Source organism: Mesorhizobium calcicola, from assembly GCF_042682105.1.
Classification (GTDB): Bacteria; Pseudomonadota; Alphaproteobacteria; order Rhizobiales; family Rhizobiaceae; genus Mesorhizobium; species Mesorhizobium calcicola.
The window spans coordinates 21218-38544 of the sequence record NZ_JBHUGY010000057.1; the positions used below are offsets into that span (position 1 = coordinate 21218).

The following is a 17327-nucleotide window of genomic DNA, read 5'->3' on the forward strand; positions in this document are numbered from 1 at the left end:
CGCCTGTTTCAAAGACCAACCACGCCCGCAAGACCCGAAATGTCTGATATCTCGACATAACCATAGTACGGGTTGGCCGGTTCGTGGCCACGGTTGACCCAGACCTTGTTTTTGATGCCGAGATCGTGCGCCGACATCAGGTCGTAGCGGAACGAAGACGAACAGTGGAGGATGCCCTCCGGGCCACAGCCCAGCATGTCGAACATGTATTCGAAAGCCTGGAAGCGGGGCTTGTAGGCCTGCGCCTGCTCTGCCGTGTAGACGGCATGGAACGGCGCGCCGAGCTTTTCGACATTGGACATGATCTGCGCGTTCATGGCGTTGGAGAGGATAACCAGCGGAATCTCCTTGGCCACCTTCGCCAGGCCGGCCGGAACGTCCGCGTGAGGCCCCCAGGTCGGGACGCGCTCATAGACCATCCTGGCGTCGTCGGCGCTGAAGGCGACGCCGTTGCGCTTGCAGGAGCGCTCGAGTGCGTTGTGGACGACGTCGGCATAGGGCTTCCAGTCGCCCATGATCTCGTCAAGCCGATACGCCGCGAAGTTCTTGATGAACTCCTGCATGCGCGGTTCGTCGAGCCGGCTGCCGTAGAGGTCGCGCGCCGCTTCCGCCATCTGGAAATGGGTCAACGTGCCGTAGCAGTCGAAGGTGATGTATTTGGGCCTGAAGGAAGCCATGTCCGTCGATCTCCGGTGGAAGCACATCCGCGCTGGGATGTATTTCATCATAGGACGGCAGGTGGCGACCCACCTGACCGAAATCGCCCTCCCGAAAGCAGAAAGTTCCGTATCCGCCATCCTGTTTGGCACGCTATAGCATCTGGAGTGCCGAACGCGGCGCCGCGCGCGACGTGAAGCGCGTCCACCGCGGACGGCGCCAGCACAAGATGCGGCGCACCCCTCGCGCTACGGCGAAAGATACCGTCAAAGCCAAAGCCTTCAGACGATCTGCGGCGCGCCGATGGCCGAGACTTGGGCAGCAGACGGAAGGATGCCTCATGCAGCAGGGCGAGATCGAAATCCAGGACTTCGGGCCTGACCATATCGAGGGCGCGTTGGCGCTTTCTCGCCAGGAGAATTGGCCGCATCGCCCGCAGGACTGGCAGATGGCGCTGCAGCTCTCGAGCGGCGCGGTCGCGGTCGACGACCAGGGCCGCGTCACCGGAACTATACTGGTAACGCCCTACGGCACGGATTGCGCCATGATCAACATGGTGATCGTCGACAGGAACGTGCGTGGCAAGGGGCTCGGGCGCCGGCTCATGGAACAGGCCTTTGACTTGGCAAGGGACCGCCCATTGCGGCTCGTTGCGACGACTGACGGCATGCCTCTCTATGAGAAGCTCGGCTTCGTGCCGTCCGGTACGATCCTGCAGCATCAGGGGATGGTGAAGGAGCTTGGCGCGCCCAACGGCGTGGAAGCCGCACACATTGACGATCTGCCTGAAATCAAGGCGCTGGACCGCGACGCCTATGGCGCCGACCGGGAAGCCCTGATCGATGCACTGGCCGAGCGCGGCCAATTCGCCATCATCCGCCGCAACGGCGCCATCGAGGCCTATGCCGCGATCCGCCCGTTTGGACGCGGCGAGGTAATCGGGCCGGTCATCGCGGGAAATGCCGAGGATGCCAAGACCCTGATCCGCTTCTTCGCCGCTTCGCGCCCCGGCGCCTTCCTGCGGGTGGATACCGACAGCAGAACGGGTATCGCCGGCTGGCTCGAGGAAATCGGCCTTGCCCATGCCGGCGGCGGCGTGGCCATGGACCGTCCGCCCAAGAACGGCGCGGAACAGATCAGACAGAAAGTTTACGCCCTCGCCAACCAGGCGCTCGGCTAGTCCGGAGGACAACAATGCTCGCCAATTCACTGATCGAACTCGACCGCGCCCATCTCATCCATCCGGTCTCCTCATACCGCGGCCATGAGGCGCTCGGCGTGCGCGTGCTGAAATCGGCGAAGGGCGCGACCGTGACCGAAGCATCCGGCCGGCAACTCGTTGACGGCTTCGCGGGGCTGTGGTGCGTCAATGCCGGCTACGGCCACGACAGCATCGTCGAGGCGGCGGCCCGGCAGATGCGCGAGCTACCCTACGCCACCGCCTATTTCGACCTCGGCTCGGAGCCGGCCATCCGGCTCGCCTCGGAGCTGGCCGAGCGCGCACCCGGGAATCTCAATCATGTTTATTTCACGCTCGGCGGGTCTGACGCGATCGACAGCACGATCCGTTTCGTCCGCTACTATTGGAATGCCAGGGGCGAGCCGAAACGCGACCAGTTTATCTCCATCGAACAAGGCTATCACGGGTCATCGGTGGTCGGCGCGGGCCTGACCGCCCTGCCCGCCTTTCACGACGGTTTCGGCATTCCCTTTGAATGGCAACACAAGATCCCCTCGCCCTACCCCTATCGCAACCCGGTGGGCGAGGACGGGAACGCGATCACCGCCGCATCGCTCGCCGCGCTGAAGGCCAAGATCGAAGAGCTCGGACCGGAGCGCGTCGCCGCCTTCTATGCCGAGCCGATCCAGGGCTCGGGCGGCGTGATCGTCCCGCCGAAGGGCTGGATCAAGGCGATACGCGAACTCTGCCGGGAGTACGGCATCCTGTTCATCGCCGACGAGGTGATCACCGGCTTCGGCCGCACGGGACCCCTGTTCGCCTGTACGGACGAGGACATCGTTCCCGATTTCCTGACGACAGCGAAAGGGTTGACCTCGGGCTACGTTCCTATGGGCGCCGTATTCATGGCCGATCATGTCTACAACGTCATCGCCGATGGCGCGGGCGGTTCTGCGGTCGGCCACGGCTACACCTATTCCGCTCATCCCGTCAGCGCCGCCGTCGCGCTCGAGGTGTTGAAGCTCTACGAAGACGGCCTTCTGGAGAATGGCGTCAAGGCCGGCTCTCGCCTGATGGCGGGACTTGCAGGCCTGAGCGACCACCCGCTCGTCGGCGATGTGCGCGGTCGAGGCATGCTTGCCGCGATCGAACTGGTGGTCGACAAGGAGAAGAAGACCCCGCTACCAGCATCGGCCATGCCGGCGCGGCGCGTCTTCGACAGGGCGTGGGACAACGGCCTGATCATCCGTGCCTTTGCGCATGGGGTCATCGGCTACGCTCCCCCGCTCTGCTGCACCGACGACGACATCGATGCGATCATCGAGCGCACGCGCCGGACGCTCGACCAGACGCTGGACGATCCTGATGTCCGCCAGGCCCTGGCATGACGGGACCCGAGTACCGCGTGTTTCGAAATAGCGCTGGGGCAGACGATTTCGCAATTTTGTGCCGCAGCCCTGCGCGTTTTCGGCGAATCCAGCGCGGGGGAAGTGCCAGACTGCTCTTAAGACAAGGCCAGAGGGCCCGAATTTCCGGGCTTTTGAAAAGGCCGACGCCCGGGACAGCACGGAATTTTGTTCTGTTCAGCACCATGCAATTCGGCCGCGCGCAGAGGAGAGCCAGTCTTGGCCAGGGGCTTTAGCGAGTTCAAATACATGACCTTCGACGTCGTCGGCACGCTGATCGACTTCGAAGGCGGCATTGCGACCTGCCTGGCCGGGATTGCCGCCGACGCTGGCGTCTCCATCGATGGCGAAGCCGCGCTGGCTCTGTACCGGCAGGCCCGCTACATGCCTGATGCGGGCCTGTTTCCCGACGATCTGGTGCGCGTCTACATGGTCATCGCGCCGCGGCTCGGCCTGCCAGCCGAGGAGAAATACAGCGTCCGCCTGCGGGACTCCGCCAGCGCCTGGCAAGGCTTTCCCGACAGCGCGGCGGCATTGGCCGAGCTTGCGAAATCCCACAAGCTGATTGCCATGACCAATGCCCGGCGCTGGGCGCTCGACCATTTCGAGCAGCAGCTCGGATCGCCCTTCTTCGCCACCTTCACGGCCGACGATACCGGCACGGAGAAACCGGATCCGGCGTTCTTCCAGAAGGTCTTCGATTTCGTGGCCTCGCGCGGCGACAACAAGGACGACATCCTGCACGTCGCGCAAAGCCAGTATCACGACATCGGCATATCCCGCGCGCTTGGCCTGACCAACTGCTGGATCGAGCGCCGGCATGCCCAGAAGGGCTATGGCGGCACAATCGAGCCGGAGCGCTTTACCGTGCCGGACCACCACTTCACCTCGATGGCCTCCCTTGCGGCGGCCGTGCGGGAAAGCCTGAAGGAACGAACCTGAGCCCAAGCCGGAAAGCCGCGACAAGACGAGCATCCCGGAGAAACAAACAGAAAGGGGAATGATATGACCGACAAGATCACGAACTGGACCAGCGCAGACGATGCCATGGTCGAAAACGCCATTCGGCGGGGCGCGAGCCGCCGCGAACTTCTCAAGATGCTGTTGGCCGGCGGCGCCGCTGTTGCCGCGGGCAGCGTGATGCTCGGCCGTGCCACCAATGCCGTCGCCGCCACACCGGTTTCCGGCGGGAGTTTCAAGGCCGCCGGCTGGTCGTCCTCGACCGCCGACACGCTCGATCCGGCAAAGGCGTCGCTCTCCACCGACTATGTCCGCTGCTGCTCGCTCTACAACCGCCTGACTTTCCTCGACAAGGATGGCGTCACGCAGATGGAGCTGGCCGAGAGCTTCGACAGCAAGGACGCCAAGACCTGGAGGGTGAAGCTGCGCAAGGGCGTCACCTTCCATGACGGCAAGGACCTCACCGCCGACGACGTCGTCTTCTCGCTGAAGCGCCATCTCGACAAATCGGTTGGTTCCAAGGTTGCCAAGATCGCCGCGCAGATGACTGGCTTCAAGGCGGTCGACAAGTCGACCGTGGAGATCACGCTCGCCGACCCGAATGCCGACCTGCCGACCATCCTGGCGCTGCATCATTTCATGATCGTCCAGGACGGCACCACGGACTTCTCCAAGGGCAATGGCACCGGCGCCTTCGTGCTGCAAACCTTCGAACCGGGCGTACGGTCGGTCGTCACCAAGAACAAGAACTATTGGAAATCGGGCAAGCCCTACCTGGACTCTTTCGAATTCATCGCCATCAGCGACGACAGCGCCCGCGTCAACGCTCTGCTTTCCGGTGACATTAATTTCGCCGCCGCGATCAATCCGCGTGCGATGAAGCTCATCGGCGGCCAGCAGGGCTTCGAGCTGTCGAAGACGACCTCGGGCAACTACACCGACCTCAACATCCGGCTCGACATGGATCCGGGCAACAAGGCCGACTTCGTGGCTGGCATGAAGTATCTCGTCAACCGCGAGCAGATCGTCAAATCGGCGTTGCGCGGCCTTGGCGAGATCGGCAACGACCAGCCTGTCTCGCCGGCAAACATCTTCCACAATCCCGACATCAAGCCGAAGGCTTTCGACCCGGATAAGGCGAAGTTCCACTTCCAGAAGTCAGGCCTGCTCGGCCAGTCCATCCCGGTGATCGCGTCCGACGCCGCGACTTCGTCGATCGACATGGCGATGATCATCCAGGCCTCCGGCGCTGATATCGGCATGAAGCTGGACGTCCAGCGTGTCCCGTCCGACGGCTATTGGGACAATTACTGGCTCAAGGCGCCAATCCATTTCGGCAACATCAATCCACGCCCGACGCCGGACATCCTGTTCTCGCTCCTCTACGCCTCGAACGCGCCCTGGAACGAAAGCCAGTACAAGTCCGAGAAGTTCGACAAGCTGCTCGTCGAGGCGCGCGGCTCGCTCGACCAGGCCAAGCGCAAGGAAATCTACAACCAGATGCAGGTCATGGTCTCCGACGAGGCCGGCACCATCATCCCGGCCTACATTTCCAACGTGGATGCCCTCTCCAGCAAGGTGAAGGGTTTGGAGGCGAACCCGCTCGGTGGCATGATGGGCTACGCAATGGCGGAATATCTCTGGCTCGAAGCCTAGGAGATGCCTGCCGCGGGGGCCGGTCAGCCGGTCCCCCGGCATTGCATTGCGCACGATTGTTTGGCCGAACGCAACCGCGGAGAGCGCTTCCATGACGTCTGGGGTTCTTAACCTCGTGCTGAAGCGGCTGGGGATCGCGGCCGTCACGCTTTTGATCGTGCTGTTCGCCGTGTTTTTCGCCACCAGCATGCTGCCTGGCGACACTGCGTCGATCCTGCTCGGTCAAGCGGCGACTCCAGAAGCGGTCGCCGGCCTGCGGGAGGCCATGCATCTCAACGATCCGGCGATCCTGCGCTTCCTGCGCTGGCTTCTCGGCCTGCTCCACGGCGACCTTGGCACCTCCTATGCCAACGAGATGCCCGTCGCGGCGCTGATCGGCGGGCGCCTGGTCAACACCGCGAAGCTCGCCGGCATCACCACGCTGCTTTCGGTGCCGCTGGCGCTGACGCTCGGCATCACCGCCGCGATGCTGCGAGGCTCCATCTACGACCGCACCGTCACCATCCTGTCGATCGGCGTCATCTCTGTCCCGGAATTCATGGTCGCGACACTCGCGGTCCTGCTTTTCGCCGTCTATCTCAAATGGCTGCCGGCATTGTCCTCGGTCAATGAAGCGCATTCACTGACCGATCTCGTGCGCATCTATGCAATGCCGGTGATCACGCTCACCTTCGTCATCTCCGCCCAGATGATCCGCATGACGCGCGCCGCGGTGATCGAGACGCTCTCCACGCCTTATGTCGAGATGGCGCTTCTGAAAGGCGCCTCGCGCAGCCGCATGGTGCTGAGGCACGCGCTCCCCAACGCGCTTGGGCCGATCGTCAACGCGGTCGCGCTCTCGCTGTCCTATCTGGTCGGCGGCGTCATCATCGTGGAGACGATTTTCAACTATCCCGGCATCGCCAAGCTGATGGTCGATGCGGTCGCGACCCGCGACCTACCGCTGATCCAGAGCTGCGCGATGATCTTCTGCCTCGGCTATCTCTTCCTCATCACTGCCGCCGACGTCGTCGCCATCATGTCCAACCCGAGGCTCAGATGACGATGGCGCGCGCGACAACCTCCCGACGGTCCTTCCTGGGCCACGGCTACAACCTCGTGGGCGTCGTGGCCGCACTGGTTATCCTGGCGTGGACGCTCGTCGCGATCTTCGCGCCCTACGTCATTCCCCATCCGATCGGCGACATCGTCGATGACGACTATTTCGGCCCGATGCGCCAGGGGCTGTGGCTCGGATCGGACTATCTGGGGCGCGATATGCTTTCGCGGGTTCTGATGGGCGCACGCTACACCGTCGGCATATCGCTGGCCGCCGTCTCCATCGCCTGCTTTTCAGGTGTCGTGCTGGGTATGATCGCGGCCGTCACCGGCGGCTGGCTCGACACCTGCCTCAGCCGCTTCCTGGACGCCATGAACTCCATCCCCAGCAAGCTGTTCGGCCTTGTGGTCGTCGCCGCCGTCGGCTCGTCGATTCCCGTGCTGATCCTGACGCTCGCCGTCATCTATATCCCGGGTGCCTACCGCTTCGCGCGCGCGCTCGCCGTCAACATCAACACCATGGACTTCATCACCGTCGCCCGTGTCCGCGGCGAGAGTACCGCCTACCTCATCGGGTCCGAGATCCTGCCCAACATCATTCGCCCGGTGCTGGCTGACTTCGGCCTGCGCTTCGTCTTCATCGTGCTTTTGCTCTCCGGCCTGTCCTTCCTCGGGCTCGGTCTGCAGCCGCCGCTTGCCGACTGGGGTGCGCTGGTGCGTGAGAACATCGGCGGCCTGCCCTTCGCGGCCCCCGCCGTCATCGTGCCCTCGCTGGCGCTCGCCAGCCTCACCATCAGCGTCAACCTGCTGATCGACAACCTGCCGCAGAAGATCAGGGACCGGGACGCATGACCAATCTCGTCGAGGTCAGGAATCTCAGGATCGAGGCGAGGACCGACGCCGGACGGCTTGTCGAGATCATCAAGGGCGTCAGCCTCGACATCGCCGACGGCGAGATCGTCGCCCTGATCGGTGAAAGCGGGTCCGGCAAGACCACGGTGGCGCTCTCGCTGATGGGCTATGCGCGGCCCGGCTGCCGGATCGCCGGCGGCGAGATCAATGTGAACGGCAAGAACATGGCCGCCCTTTCCGAAAAGCAGCGGGCCAGGTTGCGAGGCACCGACATTGCCTATGTTCCGCAAAGTGCCGCCGCCTCCTTCAACCCCTCGTCCACCATCATGGAGCAGGTGATCGAGGTTACGCGCATTCACAGGCTGATGCCGCCCGAGCAGGCGCGAAAGCGCGCGGTCGAGCTGTTCAGGGCCTTGTCGCTGCCGGACCCGGAAGGGATCGGTTCCCGTTATCCGCACCAGGTTTCGGGCGGGCAATTGCAGCGGCTGTCGGCGGCCATGGCGCTTATCGGCGATCCCAAGCTGGTCATCTTCGACGAGCCGACGACGGCACTCGACGTGACGACGCAGATCGACGTGCTGAAGGCGTTCAAGTCGGTCATGCGGGCGGGTGGGATAGCAGGTGTCTATGTCTCCCACGACCTCGCCGTCGTCGCCCAGATCGCCGACCACATCGTTGTGCTGAAGGGCGGCGAAGTGCAGGAGACCGGCTCCACGGCTCAGATTCTTTCAGCTGCCCAGCACCCCTATACGCGCGAACTTCTGGCTGCCTTCGAGCCGAAGCCGCGGCAAGCGCATGCCGACGCGGATGCCAGCGCGAAGCCGTTGCTGCGCATCGACAATGTGACGGCAGGTTATGGCGCGGTGCGGGATGACGGACTGCCACTCATCCGGGCCGTCGATTCCGTCAGCCTGGTCGTCGAGAAGGGGCGCAACCTCGGCATCATCGGCGAATCCGGCTGCGGAAAATCGACGCTGGCGCGCGTCATCGCCGGTATCCATCCGGCGGCGGCCGGCGACATCATATTCGACGGCAAGGAATTGCAGCGCGCTGCAGGGAAACGCAGCCAGGACCAGCTGCGCGAGATGCAGATCGTGTTCCAGTATGCCGATACCGCGCTCAATCCGGCCAAGCCGGTGGAGGATATCATCTCCCGGCCGCTGGCCTTCTATCACCGGCTCGACAGGCAGGCGCGCTCGAAGCGCGTGGACGAACTGCTCGACATGGTTCGCCTGCCCAGGGCGCTGCGCTACCGTCGCCCGTCGGAGCTCTCGGGCGGCCAGAAGCAGCGCGTGAACTTCGCGCGCGCGCTGGCGGCCGGACCGAAGCTTATCATCTGCGACGAAATCACCTCGGCGCTCGACACGGTGGTGGCGGCCGCCGTGATCGAACTGCTCAAGGAGCTGCAGCGCGAGTTGGGCCTTTCCTACATTTTCATCAGCCACGACCTCTCCGTCGTCGAAGCGATCTGCGACGAGATCATGGTCATGTACAACGGGGAGCGGGTGGAGCAGATCACGCCCGACAAGCTGAAGGCGCCCACCCACCCCTATTCCAAGCTTCTGTTCTCCTCCGTGCCGAAGCTTGACCCGACATGGCTCGACGGCCTCGTCCGCGACCCAGAATTGGTCAGCCAGTACGGCCATCGCTAAGAGCAATTCCAGGAAGGCCTGTGGCGCTTTTCCGTCCGGAATTGCTTTGAAACGGATCCCAGAGCGACGAAGCGCGGAGTCCTACCTCGGAAACAGGCTGGGCAGCGGCATGTGTGTCTTGACGATGGGGGACTTCAGCACGACGAAGCTGAAATACTTGTCGATGCCGATATCCATGTCGGTCAGCCGCTCCATGATCGTTTGGTACTCGGCTATGCCGGCGGTCACGAATTTCATCAAATAGTCGTAGCCGCCCGACACGAGGTGGCATTCGATGACCTGGTCGATCTTCTCCACGACAGCGAGAAAGCGGGCGAAGTCGACCTGGCGGTGGTTCTTCAAGGTGATTTCGGTGAACACGGTCAGCGTCTGGCCAAGCTTGCTGATATTGACTTGCGCGGAATAGCCTTCGATGTAGCCCTCCGACTGGAGCTTCTTGACCCGCATCAGGCACGGGCTTGGCGACAGATGCACCAGATCGGCCAGTTCCACATTGGTGATGCGGCCGTTCTTCTGCAATTCGTGTAGAATCTTTATGTCGATCCGATCCAGTTTCACGGTCGTCTCCGCAGAACGCACGCCACAGCACAAAATGCTGCCTTGCTTATGGACATTGACACTACCACAGCCCGTTGGCCTGTCCATCCAAGCGGACAGCGCTTTGAAACGCAGTGACTCCCGATTTTGAGCCAACTGCCGGAATAAAATTCTGCGCCGGCCTCAATTGCAGCAGCGGCTGCCTGCGCAACGCGCTAAATTGGCGCTTCAAGGCAGAGAGGACCATGCGCGCGCCACTGCAGCAAATCGAGACATCAGGCGAACTGCCCCAGTCCGCGGACGCGGTGGTGATCGGCGGCGGCATCGTAGGCGTCTTCGCGGCCTACTACCTTGCGCGGCGCGGCATGCAGGTCGCGCTTGTCGAAAAGGGACGCATCGGCGCCGAGCAATCCTCGAGGAACTGGGGATGGTGCCGCCAGCAGAATCGCGACGCCCGCGAGCTGCCGATGGCGACCAGCAGCCTCGATCTGTGGGACAGCTTTGCGACGGAAACCGGCGAAGATACCGGCTTTCGCCGCTGCGGCCTGCTCTATCTCAGCAATGACGAGGCGGAACTGGCCGGCTGGGCGCGCTGGCGTGACTTCGCCAGAACGGCCGGCATTACCACGCACATGCTTGACGGCGCCGAGGCCAGCGAGCGGGGCCGCGCCACGGGCCGGACATGGAAGGGCGGGGTCTCCTCGCCTACCGACGGCACCGCCGATCCGTCGCGGGCCGCGCCCTCGGTCGCCCGCGCCATTCTCAAGCTCGGGGGCTCCGTACACCAGAATTGCGCCGCGCGCGGTATCGAGACCGAGGGCGGGCGCCTGAGCGGCGTGGTCACGGAAAGCGGAACGATCCTGACGAAGGTGGCAGTCCTGGCCGGCGGCGCCTGGGCCTCCTCCTTCTGCCATCAGTTCGGTTTCCGCTTTCCGCAGGCGTCGGTCCGCTCCTCCATCCTGTCCGTTTCGCCGGGCGCGGAGGGCCTGCCGGATGCGCTGCACACAGCAAGAATCTCGGCCACTCGTCGCAGCGACGGTGGCTACACGCTCGCCATAAGCGGACGCGGCCGCGTGGACGTCACGCCGCAGCAGCTGCGTTTCTCGTCGCAGTTCCTGCCCATGTTTCTGAAGCGGTGGCGCAGCCTCGCACCCGGCGGTCTGGAGGGCATGCGCTCGGGCCACGAAACGCTCCGGCATTGGCGGCTCGACCAGCCGACGCCGATGGAGCGGATGCGCACCCTCGATCCGGCTCCGGACCAGGCGACCATCCGCCTGACCCACGCCCGGGCGCTCGAGCTGCTGCCGGCCCTGCGCAACACCAGGATCAGCGCGGCCTGGGCCGGCTACATCGACAGCACGCCGGACGGCGTGCCTGCCATCGGCGAGATAAATACCATTCCTGGTTTCTTCCTGGCTGCCGGGTTTTCAGGACACGGCTTTGGCATCGGACCCGGCGCCGGGCACCTCGTCGCCGATCTGGTGACTGGCTCCAAACCGATCGTTGATCCGAAGTCCTACGACCCGCAGCGCTTCGATGCTTCGGCCTGGGGGAAGGTCGCCGATTTCTAGGATGTGATCCTGATCCATGCGCGGCCTCCGCAATTGCATCAGCCGTTCCGCAGAAAAGCGCCGATAGGCGCTGGCCGGACTGGAGCCTGCCCGCGGAACCGGCCGACAGCGTCGGGCGTGCAGCCGGCTTGGGTCGCAACAAGCTCAACGGCAGCCAACTGACAATAGCGCCCCTGGCATCGCCCCATGCCGACGCGCGACAGCGATTTCACCCTGTTGGCCTCGGCGCCGCCGAAACCCGCGCTCTCGCGTACGGCTCCGGCAGTCACGTTCTCGCAGCGGCAGACGATTGCTTCATCAGGGAGCGCCCGCACCATCGCGGCCGGCCAGGGAAAAGCGCAAGCCAGGCCGCGGGCAAAGCGCTCGAGCCGTGCGAGCTTGCGCAGATCGGCATTGGTGGTGGGCGCCGGATGTCCGAGATCGGCAAGGCATACCGCCGCCGCGAGACGCCCTGCGATCTCCGCGCCGTCCGCTCCCAGAAGACGAACCCCATCGCCCGCCAGGTAGACTCCATTGCCGGCCCGACCCATCTCGTCAGTTTTTGGCAGCCATTGCCGCCACTGCTCGTCATAAATGAAGGCGCATCCCGCCAGGTCGGCCAGATGCGCCTCCGCCCGCAGGTGCCAGCCCATGCCGATCATGTCGCATGGAGTGAGGCGTTCCCTGCCGCCGGCGTCGCGCCAGCGCATCGCTGTGACACCTTTCCCGTCGGCCTCGATCCGTTCGAGCGTCACGCCTGCATGATAGCGACCGCCGAGCCTTGCCCGGAGGGCCAGACCGCGCAGCGCGACCAACGGCCGCGCGGCAAGTTCCCAGAGCCCCCGCATCTGCTGGCGCCAGGGAGAGGTGTCCAGCACCGCCACCACATCCGCCCCAGCCTCGACGAGCTGGGCGCCGACCAGCGTCAGCAAAGGCCCCGATCCGATCAGCACGATGCGCCGCCCGAGGGCCACGCCCTGCGCCTTGAGCGCGATCTGCGCCGCGCCAAGGCTGTAGGCGCCAGCGCTTTGCCAGCCCGGGACCGGAGCGACGCGGTCGGACGCACCGGTGGCTACGATCAGGCGATCATAGCCGATCATCTGCACGCCGCCCTCCCCCAGCATGTGCAGCCGACCCTCATGCACTGCGATGACCGAGCTCGCCGCACAATGGGTGAGCCGCCCCTCTGCGGCTAGCCGGTCGAAGTGCGCATGCAGCGCGCCGGCCTTCGCCGCCTCCGACCCGTAGAGTTGCTCCGGTGTGCGGGTGAACCCGGCCGGCGGGCGGCGATAGATCTGCCCACCTGCGCGCTGCCCTTCGTCGATCACCACAGGATGGAGCCCGGCCTCGACCAGCGTAGCTGCCGCCCTTATGCCGGCTGGACCGGCGCCCACGATCACGATCCGCGGCGGCAAGGTTTCGCTCACGGCCAGCTCTCCGATGGCGTCGTGCGCAACCGCATGCCTTCACTGACAAGTGCCGAGCACGCCCGCAGCCGCGGTCCCTTGTCCTGCCACACCCAGCAATCCTGGCAGGCTCCCATCAGGCAGAACCCGGCCCGCGGCTCGGGTCCGAACTCGGATTTTCGCAACGCATGCCCTGAAGCCAGCATGGCGGTCAGCACGGTATCGCCCGCGAGTGCAGTGCACACCTGCCCGTCGAGAAACAAATGCAGCTGCGCTCGGTCGCGCTCGGCCAGCCGGACGATGCGGCCGGTGGCGATCATTCAGCGGCCTCTTGCACCGGGCGAGGACGGGGCAGTTCGGGGAACCGTTCGCAGACCGCATCGAACGCCACCTGGACGCCTTCCGGTCCCGAACGCCCTTTCATGCGGCGGAATATCTCCGTCTTGGCGAAGAACCGCCAGTGAATCGGCAAGTCCCTTAGTATGGCGGTGAGCCGGTCATAGGCGGCCGGCGTCCACTGCGCTTCGTAGCCTTCACGCTCCGGACCGAAATGGAAATGGCCGGCCGCCGGCCCTTTCCGTGCGCGCAGCCTTTTCGTCGCCTGTTCGTCGACCCGACCGTTGCGGATGACGACGCCATAGTCGCGTTCGGCCGCAGCCGGCGAGACATAGCCGCGCCGTACGTCCTGCACGACCTGCCACGACTCGCGCTCATGCGGATCGCCGCGCCCGCCGCCTCCGGCGGAGCGGATGTCGAGCACGTCGCCAGGCTGCAGAACCGCAGTGTCGATGTTGCCCAGCCGCCGCTCGTGCTCGGTCCCCGGATTGACAACCATGTCCGACAGGCCGGCCGCTTTGCCGCCCAGCACGCCCCAGGGACGAAAGAGGCTACGGTCGCGGTTGCGCGCCGTGATCCTGGAATCGGGGGCGAAGACACGGAAGGCCATCTCGGTCGCCAGCCCGCCGCGCCATCGGCCCGCACCGCCGCTGTCCCTGGCGAGCCCGTATTTCACGAATTCGACCGGGGTTTCGGTCTCGGTGATCTCGATCGGCGTGTTCTTGAGATAGGCGGCATCGGCTCCCGATCCGTTGGTGCCGTCGCGATGCGGCATCGCGCCGCCGCCACCGACCACGGGGTTCACCGCCGCGATGACGCTCCGGCTGGTCCGCTCGTCCGTGGTCATGACGTTGACGATGCAGTTGTTGCCGGCCGGCGCCGCGGGCAGGCGCTCCGGCACCACTTGCGAGAAGGCGCCGAAGATGACTGACCGCAGCCGGGCGCAGGTGAGCGAGCGCATGCCCACGGCGGCGGGGTGGACCGGATTCAGCACCGAACCTTGAGGTGTGATGCAGGTGAATGGCCGGGTAAGGCCCGTGTTGAGCAGGATCTTCGGGTTCAGCGTATAGAGCACGTAGTAGACGCCCACCAACAGCATGGTGTGGCGCGGGTCGCCGCCTGAAGGCACGTTAAGCGAGGAGCCGAGTTGCGGATCGGAGCCGGTGAAGTCGAGCACCGCCTTGTCGCCGCTGATCGTCAGCCTCAGCTTCAGCCGGCACGGATTGGCTTCGACCGAATCCTCGTCGGCATAGTCGGCGAATTCCCACGTCCCGTCGGGCATAGAGCGCAGCACGTCGCGCGCCTGCGCCTCGGCATGGTCGAGAAGAGCGGAAACGCCTTCGATGAAGCCGGCCTTGCCGAACTTCCTCACCATTGCCTGGATCTTGCGCTCGCCGCTGTTGAGCGCGCCGACCAGCGCCTTGATGTCGCCGATGTTGAGGTCGGGCTTGCGCACATTGGTGCTCATGATCCGCAGGATCGTCTCGTCGAAGACGCCCTCGTTCACCAGCTTCATGGGAGGAAAGCGAATCCCTTCCTGATGGATTTCGGTCAGCGCCCGGCTGAGTGAAGCCGGCACTGCGCCGCCCATGTCGGTGTTGTGGATGTGCCCTCCGGTCCAGGCGACGATCTCGCCGTCGACGAAGACCGGCTTCCACAGATGCGTGTCGGGTGCGTGCGTGGCAACGTAGCCGGAATAGGGATCGTTGGTGAACGCAACGTCCCCCGGCCGGTAGTCGTCCACCATCGCGATCGCGCGGTGATACGACAGTCCCGGATACCAAGTGGCGCCGAGTTCCATTGGGACGGCGAAGGTCGCGCCTGAGCGATCCATCAGCATCACCGTGAAGTCCTGCGTCTCCTTGACGAAGGCGGAGTGCGCGGTGCGGTGCAGCGTGTGCGCCATGTTCTCGGCCGCCGCGCGGGCGTGGTTCGCCAGAACCTGAAGGTTTGTGCGGTCAAACAAGGGATCACTCCGGGAAGGTCAGCAGAAGGTTGAGATGGCGGTCGACCCTTGCCTGCGCTCCGGCGGGAATGGCGAAGGTGGTGTCTTCCTGAACGACCACGGCAGGCCCGTGGAACGTGCTGCCCGACACGAGGGCCTGCCGGTCGTGGAGGTCGACGGTTTCGACGCTCAAGCCGGTATAGACCGGGAGCCGGCGCGCCGGGATGGCCGCAACTCCCACTTCTTCGGTCTCCGGGAGGGAGAGTTTCGGCCCGGCGCCTATGGCTGACAGCCGGACGTTCACAAGCTCGATCTCGCCGTCCGGGTCGTGGAAATCATAGAGCTGCTGATGGGTGAGGTGGAAGGCCTGCCCGATTGCGCCCGCGTTGCCGTCCGTCAGCCATTCCGGCAGAAGGACAACCTCGATCTCGTAACTCTGCCCGACATAACGCATGTCGCAGGAGAGACTGAGCTCCGCCGCCCCGTCGTGCCCCTGCGCCGCAAGCCAGTCGCGACCCTCACGCGCGAGGGCCTCGAAGGCCTCGCGAATTCCGGCAAGCGACATGCCCGACAGCGGGCTGAAGATGGTGCGAATGAAGTCGCCGCGCAGATCCGCCACCAGACCGCCCAGCGCCGACACCACGCCTGGACGACGGGGCGCCATGACACGTTTAATCCCCAGTTCGCGAGCAAGGAAGGCGCCGAGCATGGGGCCACCGCCGCCGAAGGGCATCAAGGTGAAATCGCGCAAGTCCACGCCGGCGCGCGAGGCGAGTTTCTCGACCTCGACGAACATCTCCGACACCGCGATGTCGAGGATCGCCTGCGCGGTCTGCTTGACCGGGCGGCCGAGCCGGGCGGCAAGGTCGCCGACCGCGCGATGCGCTAGTCCGGTATCGATCCGCAGCTGGCCGTAGGCCATCTCGCTGTGACCGAGCCATCCGCACACCACCATGGCGTCCGTCACCGTCGGCCGCCCGCCGCCGCGGCCATAGCATGCCGGGCCCGGCGTCGAACCGGCCGACTCCGGCCCGACCCGCAACACCCCCTGCGCGTCGACACCGGCGATCGAGCCGCCGCCGACGCCGATCGAGCTCACCGACACGGAGGGGATATGCAGCGGGAATTCGCCGATCAGTTCGCCGGTGCCGAACTGCGCCTCGCCGCCGATGATGAGCGCGAAGTCGGCCGAGGTGCCGCCGACGTCGAGGGTAAGAACCTTGTCTTCGCCTGCCTGACGCGCCAGCCACGAGGCGCCAATGACGCCGGAGGCAGTTCCCGACAGCAGCATGTTCACGCAGGCGCGCTTGCCTTCGGCAGCGTTCATCAGCCCGCCGTTCGACTTCGTCAGCATCGGGCGGGCCGGCACGCCGCGGCCCTTCAGCCGCTCTTCCAGCGCCGTCAGATAGCCCGAGACGCGCGGATGGACATAGCCATTGAGAATGGCGGTCGAGCTGCGCTCGTATTCGCGGATGACCGGCCACACCTCGGCCGAGGAGAAGACGAAGAGATCGGGCGCGAGACGCGCGATCGCCGCCTTGACGGAGGCTTCCTGCGCGACATTGCGCCAGGAATGGAGGAAGGAGACGATGATCCCTTGCGCCCCGTTTGCCTTCGCCACTGCCACCGCCCTCTCCACCGCCGCCATGTCCGGTGCCTGGGATTCACTCCCGTCGGCACGCATGCGGACCGGAATGCCGAACACCATGTCGCGCGAGATCAGCGGGTCCGGCCGCGAGCAGAACAGCGAATACATGTCCGGCATTCGCAGCCGCGCGAGTTCGATCACATCCTCGAAACCGGCATTGGTGAACAGCGCGAGCGGCGCGCCCTTGCGCTGGATGATCGTGTTGATGCCGACGGTCGTGCCGTGCACGAAGCGCGTCATGTGCGCAGGATCTAAGCCTTCGCGTTCGGCCAGAAGCGTGAGGCCCGTCATCAGTTCGGCGCCCGGATCTTCCGGCGTCGTCAGCACTTTCAGCGAGGCGATCCGTCCGGAGCGGGCTTCGAGCGCGCAGAAATCGATGAATGTCCCGCCGATATCGACGCCGACCTTCCAGTCGGTTCCGTTGTGCACTTCATCCGCCGCGCAAGCGATGGCATCGTCCATGACGCGTCCCTTCCTGTCTGCCGCCCGAAAGCTGGCATGACC

Annotated in this window: 14 protein-coding genes; 8 read left to right on the top strand and 6 right to left on the bottom strand. The window is 64.9% G+C overall.

What is annotated here, in order from left to right; all coding sequences use genetic code 11:
• Positions 1-8 precede the first annotated feature (8 nt).
• Positions 9-677, bottom strand: a complete 669-nt coding sequence (locus ACFSQT_RS31375) for a haloacid dehalogenase type II (protein ID WP_379025421.1) — start codon at positions 675-677, stop codon at positions 9-11.
• Positions 678-997: 320 nt separating this feature from the next.
• Here ACFSQT_RS31375 and ACFSQT_RS31380 point away from each other — a divergent pair, with 320 nt between their 5' ends.
• The 7 genes from ACFSQT_RS31380 (at position 998) to ACFSQT_RS31410 (ending at position 9401) form a co-directional block, all read left to right on the top strand.
• Complete coding sequence (locus ACFSQT_RS31380; RefSeq protein WP_379025423.1) at positions 998-1837, top strand: GNAT family N-acetyltransferase; 840 nt, start codon at positions 998-1000, stop codon at positions 1835-1837.
• 14 nt (positions 1838-1851) lie between these two features.
• Entirely contained in the window at positions 1852-3225 is a 1374-nt protein-coding gene (locus tag ACFSQT_RS31385; protein ID WP_379025425.1) for an aspartate aminotransferase family protein, read from the top strand.
• Between the two features lie 267 nt (positions 3226-3492).
• On the top strand, positions 3493-4185 hold the full coding sequence (locus ACFSQT_RS31390; protein ID WP_379025486.1) for an HAD-IA family hydrolase: 693 nt from the start codon (positions 3493-3495) through the stop codon (positions 4183-4185).
• Positions 4186-4248: 63 nt separating this feature from the next.
• The gene (locus tag ACFSQT_RS31395; protein ID WP_379025427.1) at positions 4249-5859 is read left to right on the top strand and encodes an ABC transporter substrate-binding protein; all 1611 of its coding nucleotides are present in this window, start codon (positions 4249-4251) and stop codon (positions 5857-5859) included.
• A 91-nt stretch (positions 5860-5950) separates the two neighbouring features.
• Complete coding sequence (locus ACFSQT_RS31400; RefSeq protein ID WP_379025429.1) at positions 5951-6901, top strand: ABC transporter permease; 951 nt, start codon at positions 5951-5953, stop codon at positions 6899-6901.
• Positions 6898-7749: an ABC transporter permease gene (locus tag ACFSQT_RS31405; RefSeq protein WP_379025431.1), complete on the top strand. Its 852-nt coding sequence runs from the start codon at positions 6898-6900 to the stop codon at positions 7747-7749. The genes ACFSQT_RS31400 and ACFSQT_RS31405 overlap by 4 nt, the downstream gene beginning before the upstream one ends.
• The gene (locus ACFSQT_RS31410; RefSeq protein ID WP_379025433.1) at positions 7746-9401 is read left to right on the top strand and encodes an ABC transporter ATP-binding protein; all 1656 of its coding nucleotides are present in this window, start codon (positions 7746-7748) and stop codon (positions 9399-9401) included. The genes ACFSQT_RS31405 and ACFSQT_RS31410 overlap by 4 nt, the downstream gene beginning before the upstream one ends.
• Before the next feature lie 81 nt (positions 9402-9482).
• Here the strand turns inward: ACFSQT_RS31410 and ACFSQT_RS31415 are convergent, their stop codons facing one another.
• The gene (locus ACFSQT_RS31415) at positions 9483-9959 is read right to left on the bottom strand and encodes an Lrp/AsnC family transcriptional regulator (RefSeq protein WP_379025435.1); all 477 of its coding nucleotides are present in this window, start codon (positions 9957-9959) and stop codon (positions 9483-9485) included.
• A gap of 224 nt (positions 9960-10183) precedes the next feature.
• On the opposite strand from ACFSQT_RS31415, the gene ACFSQT_RS31420 reads away from it, so the two are divergent.
• Positions 10184-11509 (top strand): NAD(P)/FAD-dependent oxidoreductase, encoded by a 1326-nt coding sequence (locus ACFSQT_RS31420; RefSeq protein ID WP_379025437.1) that lies wholly within the window; start codon positions 10184-10186, stop codon positions 11507-11509.
• Between the two features lie 38 nt (positions 11510-11547).
• Here the strand turns inward: ACFSQT_RS31420 and ACFSQT_RS31425 are convergent, their stop codons facing one another.
• The 4 genes from ACFSQT_RS31425 to ACFSQT_RS31440 are packed head-to-tail and all read right to left on the bottom strand — an operon-like array spanning position 11548 to position 17285.
• Positions 11548-12915 (bottom strand): FAD/NAD(P)-dependent oxidoreductase, encoded by a 1368-nt coding sequence (locus ACFSQT_RS31425; protein WP_379025439.1) that lies wholly within the window; start codon positions 12913-12915, stop codon positions 11548-11550.
• Complete coding sequence (locus ACFSQT_RS31430) at positions 12912-13214, bottom strand: (2Fe-2S)-binding protein (protein ID WP_379025441.1); 303 nt, start codon at positions 13212-13214, stop codon at positions 12912-12914. Before ACFSQT_RS31430 ends, ACFSQT_RS31425 begins: the two co-directional genes overlap by 4 nt.
• Positions 13211-15196 carry a hydantoinase B/oxoprolinase family protein gene (locus ACFSQT_RS31435; RefSeq protein WP_379025443.1) on the bottom strand — a complete coding sequence of 662 codons (1986 nt, stop codon included), beginning with the start codon at positions 15194-15196 and terminating at the stop codon, positions 13211-13213. The genes ACFSQT_RS31430 and ACFSQT_RS31435 overlap by 4 nt, the downstream gene beginning before the upstream one ends.
• A 4-nt stretch (positions 15197-15200) precedes the next feature.
• Positions 15201-17285, bottom strand: a complete 2085-nt coding sequence (locus ACFSQT_RS31440) for a hydantoinase/oxoprolinase family protein (RefSeq protein ID WP_379025445.1) — start codon at positions 17283-17285, stop codon at positions 15201-15203.
• Positions 17286-17327: the final 42 nt, after the last annotated feature.